General features: G+C 39.9%; 4 protein-coding genes and 1 pseudogene. 4 read left to right on the forward strand and 1 reads right to left on the reverse strand.

Annotated elements, in window-relative coordinates:
* Positions 1–377: phytanoyl-CoA dioxygenase family protein (locus AC1DSE_RS31960; RefSeq protein ID WP_477528813.1), on the forward strand; the 377-nt coding region annotated here is incomplete at its 5' end.
* Positions 378–565: 188 nt separating this feature from the next.
* The gene (locus tag AC1DSE_RS31965) at positions 566–865 is read left to right on the forward strand and encodes a hypothetical protein (RefSeq protein ID WP_477509699.1); all 300 of its coding nucleotides are present in this window, start codon (positions 566–568) and stop codon (positions 863–865) included.
* Between the two features lie 54 nt (positions 866–919).
* Here AC1DSE_RS31965 and AC1DSE_RS31970 read toward each other — a convergent pair whose 3' ends face one another.
* Entirely contained in the window at positions 920–1,465 is a 546-nt protein-coding gene (locus AC1DSE_RS31970) for a TetR/AcrR family transcriptional regulator (protein ID WP_076265608.1), read from the reverse strand.
* Positions 1,466–1,776: 311 nt separating this feature from the next.
* On the opposite strand from AC1DSE_RS31970, the gene AC1DSE_RS31975 reads away from it, so the two are divergent.
* A complete protein-coding gene (locus AC1DSE_RS31975) occupies positions 1,777–2,952 on the forward strand; it encodes an MFS transporter (protein WP_477509826.1) in 1,176 nt (391 codons plus the stop codon).
* 277 nt (positions 2,953–3,229) lie between these two features.
* Positions 3,230–3,878: pseudogene (locus tag AC1DSE_RS31980) on the forward strand (AraC family transcriptional regulator); the annotation flags it as partial.

Raw genomic sequence — 3,878 nt, forward strand, 5'->3', positions numbered from 1 at the left:
GAGGTACCCCAAATGTCTATACCGTATGGTCTCCTCTTGGAGACGTTTCGTATGAAATGGGGGGACTTGCGATTTGCCTCGGCTCGCATCGATTTGAAAAGCTGAAGCAATCGTATGGATCCAAAGATTCGGATCGTGATGGTTTGGGACATTACACGGATGATCCGCTTGTTATTACGGAGAAGTTCGGTGGTCAGTGGGCGACAACTCAATTTCAGGCAGGGGATGTACTCATTTTCGGCATGTTTTTAATGCATTGCTCACTGGAGAATACAACCAATCAATACCGAATTAGTGTGGATGCGAGATACCAATCAGCGTTCGAGAAGGTTGACGAAAGATGGAGCGGCAAAAAGCCGAAGGGTCATTTTAAATAATTGTACTAGCCACCCATTGCGGTGGCTATTTTATTGATAGGAAGTGAAGCGTCTACTTAGAAATGATGATTGACTAAAGTATTAATTAGTTTTATGATTTGTAACAAAATTGAAATACGTGAAATTACTTCCATAATTAACTTCTACAAACAAAAAAACGATTAGACTAGAAAGGGCGGTCTGCAACAATGCTTAAATTGATGAGAAACAAGTATATTGTTGTTTTGATTGTTTCTATCGTTTTTATCATACTTTGGATCTATAAGCCGATTGAGACTACTCGTATCACAGTTGGCACGATTGAAAGCAAGGAGAGTAAAGGCGGAAATCATTTTATAAATATTATATATGCTGACCAAACTCGTACGGATAAAATTAAAGTTCCATTAACAACTTGGAATCTAATAAAGGCAGATATTGAATATTTTTTCGTTTATAAATTTAATTTAATACGCAAGCCTTATTTAGTAGATATTAGAGAGCACTAAAGTTATTGTTCTGACGAACTTGGCAAGATGATGTATGCCGTACGTTTATAACGATTATACATTCCTCTCTAGCAATGTCCCCAGTTGTTCTGCTAAGACATGATGGGGGACAGGCATTTCATTCATGAACCACCATTCCACTACTCCTACAAAAGAAGAAGCGACAAACCTCACAAGAAGATCTTCATTTAACCCCTCATTTTTCCCTTTCGTTACATCGATTTCATTCTTAAATTCTTCGATAAGAAATGCAAGAAAACGACCGTGAAAGTAAGGAGCACCTTTACTCGCTAACATCATGGAAAAAAATGAATAATGACGTTCAAAATATTCGGTCCAGATTAGAGTCGATTCGGTAAAATCCAATTCCGCAGCCGCTCTGCACGTTACCCTTAGCACGTCAATATGTTCTTCAATGAGTTTATCCAGCAGATCATATTTATCTAAATAATGAAGATAGATGGTCCCGCGGCTCACATTCGCCCTGTCGGAAAGATCCTGAATTGTAATATCATCAAAATTTTTTTCTGACATCAGATCTATAACCGCTTTTTTTAACGCATCCTGCGTTTTTTGTATTCTTCGATCCACTTTAGCCAATTTCAGGTCACCAAGCTCTCGTAAATAATTAACAAATATACAGAAGTTGTTCATTAATTAACAAATCACGTTCAGTTAACAATTGCAGATGTTTTGCATCTGTTTATAATTATAGACAAGTGTTCATTAATGAATCAATGATTATTATTACGTCATTGAAATTGGCCATACATTTTGCTCCGAAGCAATTGGAATTTATGTATTGACTTGGAGTTCACTCCATGGATTAAGCTTCTTTATACCATCTGTATTTCCTGATTATTGTTCATTAGTAGAAATCAAAACATTTTGCACCTGAGGAGGAATGAAATATCGAACGCCTATGGACGAAGTCGTTTATTCTCATGACTATAGGTAACCTGTTCTTATTTAACGCATTTTATATGCTGTATCCGACGCTACCGCTGTTCATCAAACAACTGGGAGGCAATGAATCGCAGGTGGGTCTAGCGATGGGTGCTTTTATGTTGTCTGCTGTTATTTTACGGCCGCTTGTTGGCGGGCTGCTAGACCGGTTCGGCAGGCGTCCGTTTATCATTTGGGGACTGATTCTCTTCATTCTAGCAATGTATTTGTATAACTGGGTCGGGGGAATTGCTGTTTTGCTGGGGCTCAGAATATTGCATGGCATGAGCTGGGCGGTATCTACAACCGCTACGATGACGGCGATTACAGATATGATCCCGTCCACCCGCCGTGGTGAGGGAATGGGGTGGTTTAGCACATCCATGACACTGGCTATGGCAATCGGCCCAATGTTCGGCATATGGGTTGCTCAGAATCGATCATACAGCGATTTGTTTTTAATCGCTGTGGTCCTCTCTGCAGGAGCACTGCTCCTGATGTTAGGTGCAAAAATGCCCTTCCAGCCTAAAGCTGGCACAAGAAAAATTGAACTATTCGAAAAATCGGTTTTGCCCGTTGCGGCCTCAGTCTTTTTTCTCTTTATTGCTTATGGCGGCATTACAACCTTTGTTCCGCTATTCGCTGAGTCGATTCAGGTTAATTCCGGCGCGTTTTTTCTAGCATTTGCTGCAACGCTTGCCCTTAGCCGTCCCATTTCGGGAAAACTATCTGATCGGTATGGAGAAATTTTTGTCATTGTTCCGGCACTTATAATTACGATTATTGCATTGATAGTATTAAGCCTCTCGAGCGGTTTGATGGGCGTACTACTATCGGCGATTTTATATGGTATTGGCTTCGGTTCCGCGCAGCCAGCTCTTCAAGCGGCTACGATCCGTTTGGCCCACCCGAATCGTATAGGAGTTGCAAACGCCTCTATCTCGACTGCTAATGACCTTGGTATTGGGTTAGGTGCAATCATGTTAGGCTCTGTCTCTCAGTATGCAAGCTATAAGGTGTTGTTCATCGTCAGTGCTTTGTCCGTCGCGATTTCCTTGATTCTTTTTACTCTTTTTGCGAAACGCTTGTTACAAAAGAAACCGTTTCTTCATGCAGAATCACTTCCTCTCAAATCAAACTAATCTTAAAATATCGACATTAATAATATGTATCAGAAACCACCCTTAAAGGTGGTTTTTTGCTTTTCTTAGCTACTAAATACCTGCCGTAATTTCGCCAGAATATCAAATACTGTTCTACGGTTGCATGCAATAAGCTTATTATAAGTTTGATCTTCCACTGTGTTCATGATTGCAAATTGAAAGTTCTAGTATTTTCCTATACAATAACAATGAGAACAATTCTCAGTGAATACACTTATATAAGGGTTTATTGCTAATAAGCAAAGAGTTATACACTTTGATCGCTGCGAGAGTAGAGAGAGGATTTGAATCGAAGCAAATGAACATTAATGACCATATCCAATTATGGGATCAGGCAATTGTAAGGGTTTTAGATGTTAGACAAAACACGTTAGAGCAAGGAAAATGCTTGCGAAAGTATACATTGCCCACCAGCACCTTTGTTTATATTGTTCGTGGCAGAGGTCGACTTTGGCTGGACGGAGATGTCCATTTTGCCGACAGGTTTTATGTGCTGCACGGAGGGAAAGGAGCTTGCTTGGAGATTGAAACAGAAACGGCAATTGAATACTATCTAGTTCTATATAAGGCTGTATTGCCGCAAAACTGTCTTTATGATTTTAAATTACTGATGCAAAATGATAATCCATTCGAGAAGCCATACAGCTATACTCCATTTGACGGGTTGGCACTCTTGGAATTTATACAAATGATGCATAGAGATTGGATTCAAGCAAACAAGCTGGACATGCTGCATGTTAGAGGGGTATTTTATCAATTTGTACATAGGCTGTTTYGTCAAATGCTGCAAAGCCCTGAGGCGATCAGTCAAAATAATCTAGCAGAGCAAGTATTGCGTTTTTTATCCGATAGATATCAAGAGCCGAAATCAATGGAATCATTATCTTTGGAGCTCAATTACAGTC

The organism is Paenibacillus sp. 01L418, from assembly GCF_056400045.1.

Excerpts from the sequence above, each read along its gene's own strand:
- AC1DSE_RS31965 (WP_477509699.1), top strand. The coding sequence starts at position 566 with ATGCTTAAATTGATGAGAAACAAGTATATTGTTGTTTTGATTGTTTCT.